The following is a 2,500-nucleotide window of genomic DNA, read 5'->3' on the forward strand; positions in this document are numbered from 1 at the left end:
TTTCCGAATGGGGAAACCCACCTAAGGTACTTGGAAAATCAGAGTAGCAGAGCGATCTGCTGCTGTGGTTTCCGAGTATCGATAATAGGTAACTTATCCTGAATACATAGGGATAAAGTGGCGAACGCGGGGAACTGAAACATCTAAGTACCCGTAGGAAAGGACATCAACCGAGACTCCGGAAGTAGTGGCGAGCGAACCCGGACCAGGCCAGTGGCGATTGAGAGACAAGCGGAACCTTCTGGAAAGTAGGGCCATAGTGGGTGACAGCCCCGTACGCGTAATGCAATCAATCGTCCTCGAGTAAGGCGGGACACGTGAAATCCTGTCTGAAATTGGGAGGACCACCTTCCAAGCCTAAGTACTCGTGCATGACCGATAGCGAACTAGTACCGTGAGGGAAAGGTGAAAAGCACCCCGACAAGGGGAGTGAAAGAGTACCTGAAACCGATTGCCTACAAACAGTGGGAGCCCGTAAGGGTCACCACGTACCTTTTGTATAATGGGTCAGCGACTTAGTGTGACGAGCAAGCTTAAACCGCTAGGTGTAGGCGCAGCGAAAGCGAGTCTGAACAGGGCGTTCAGTTCGTCGCATTAGACCCGAAACCGAGTGATCTAGCCATGAGCAGGTTGAAGGTAAGGTAACACTTACTGGAGGACCGAACCCATAACTGTTGCAATAGTTCGGGATGACTTGTGGCTAGGGGTGAAAGGCCAATCAAACTCGGAAATAGCTGGTTCTCCGCGAAATCTATTTAGGTAGAGCGTCGACCGAATACCCCAGGGGGTAGAGCACTGGATGGGCTAGGGGTCCTCACCGGATTACCAAACCTAACCAAACTCCGAATACCTGGGAGTACTAGTCGGCAGACACACGGCGGGTGCTAACGTCCGTCGTGAAAAGGGAAACAACCCTGACCTACAGCTAAGGTCCCCAAGTTATGGCTAAGTGGGAAAGGATGTGAGGATCCCAAAACAACCAGGATGTTGGCTTAGAAGCAGCCATCATTTAAAGAAAGCGTAACAGCTCACTGGTCTAAATAAGGGTCTTTGCGCCGAAAATGTAACGGGGCTAAAGCCATACACCGAAGCTTAGGGTTTGGTCCGCAAGGGCCAAGCGGTAGCGGAGCGTTCTGTAAGCTGACGAAGCCATACCCGTGAGGGGTGGTGGAGGTATCAGAAGTGCGAATGCTGACATGAGTAACGTAAGGGGAGTGAGAGACTCCCCCGCCGAAAGACCAAGGGTTCCTGCTTAAAGCTAATCTGAGCAGGGTTAGCCGGCCCCTAAGACGAGGCGGAAACGCGTAGTCGATGGGAACCACGTTAATATTCGTGGGCTTGGAGGTAGTGACGGATCGCACAAGTTGTCCAATCTTATCGGATTGAACGGGCAGCGGAGCGGTTCCAGGAAATAGCTCCTCCTTATAAACCGTACCCGAAACCGACACTGGTGGTCAGGTAGAGTATACCAAGGCGCTTGAGAGAACTATGCTGAAGGAACTCGGCAAATTGCACGCGTAACTTCGGAAGAAGCGTGACCCTTTTCTACGCAAGTAGAGGAGGGTGGCACAGACCAGGGGGTAGCGACTGTTTATCAAAAACACAGGGCTCTGCGAAGTCGCAAGACGACGTATAGGGTCTGACGCCTGCCCGGTGCTGGAAGGTTAAGAGGAGGGGTGCAAGCTCTGAATCGAAGCCCCAGTAAACGGCGGCCGTAACTATAACGGTCCTAAGGTAGCGAAATTCCTTGTCGGGTAAGTTCCGACCTGCACGAATGGCGTAACGACTTCCCCGCTGTCTCCAGCATAGACTCAGTGAAATTGAATTCCCCGTGAAGATGCGGGGTTCCTGCGGTTAGACGGAAAGACCCCGTGCACCTTTACTATAGCTTTACATTGGCATTCGTAGTGGCATGTGTAGGATAGGTGGTAGGCTTTGAAACCTGGGCGCCAGCTCAGGTGGAGCCACCCTTGAAATACCACCCTTATTACTATGGATGTCTAACCGCGGCCCGTTATCCGGGTCCGGGACAATGTATGGTGGGTAGTTTGACTGGGGCGGTCGCCTCCTAAAGAGTAACGGAGGCGCGCGATGGTGGGCTCAGAACGGTCGGAAATCGTTCGCTGAGTGCAATGGCATAAGCCTGCCTGACTGCGAGACTGACAAGTCGAGCAGAGACGAAAGTCGGTCATAGTGATCCGGTGGTCCCGCGTGGAAGGGCCATCGCTCAACGGATAAAAGGTACGCCGGGGATAACAGGCTGATGACCCCCAAGAGTCCATATCGACGGGGTTGTTTGGCACCTCGATGTCGACTCATCGCATCCTGGGGCTGGAGCAGGTCCCAAGGGTATGGCTGTTCGCCATTTAAAGCGGTACGTGAGTTGGGTTCAGAACGTCGTGAGACAGTTCGGTCCCTATCTGCCGTGGGTGTAGGAATATTGAAAGGATCTGTCCCTAGTACGAGAGGACCGGGATGGACGGATCTCTGGTGGACCTGT

General features: G+C 53.2%; 1 rRNA gene (running past both ends of the window). It reads left to right on the top strand.

Going from position 1 to position 2,500, the window contains the following annotated elements:
• Positions 1–2,500, top strand: a 23S ribosomal RNA gene (locus NKJ76_RS06680) (it extends past both window edges: 111 nt to the left, 191 nt to the right).

The organism is Mesorhizobium sp. M0029 (genome assembly GCF_040323735.1).
Classification (GTDB): domain Bacteria; phylum Pseudomonadota; class Alphaproteobacteria; order Rhizobiales; family Rhizobiaceae; genus Mesorhizobium.